Annotated in this window: 1 protein-coding gene; it reads right to left on the bottom strand. The window is 37.5% G+C overall.

All coding sequences use genetic code 11. From position 1 onward, the window contains the following. Positions 1 to 275: glycosyl hydrolase (locus ACWA1B_RS22635; RefSeq protein ID WP_456910861.1), on the bottom strand; the 275-nt coding region annotated here is incomplete at both ends.

The raw sequence follows: 275 nt of genomic DNA on the forward strand, positions 1-275 counted from the left end.
TTAAACTGATTCTGTACTTCGGAAATGAATTTTTCTCCATTCGGATCGTTGCTATTTTGGTAGGTATCAAAACTTAACATATCAGCATATTGATCGCAAGGGTAATTAGTTAGGAAATCATTTTCACTGCCAAAACTTCCTGTGTTGTACACATAAATTAAGTTGTGAACGCCTTTTTTCTGCAAATATTCGAAGGTAAATTTCCATGCGGTTTTGAATTCTTCTGGCGTGCAGTTTCCTTTTCCCCACCAGAACCAACCGCCTGTAAGTTCATG

Source organism: Flavobacterium xizangense (assembly GCF_054075145.1).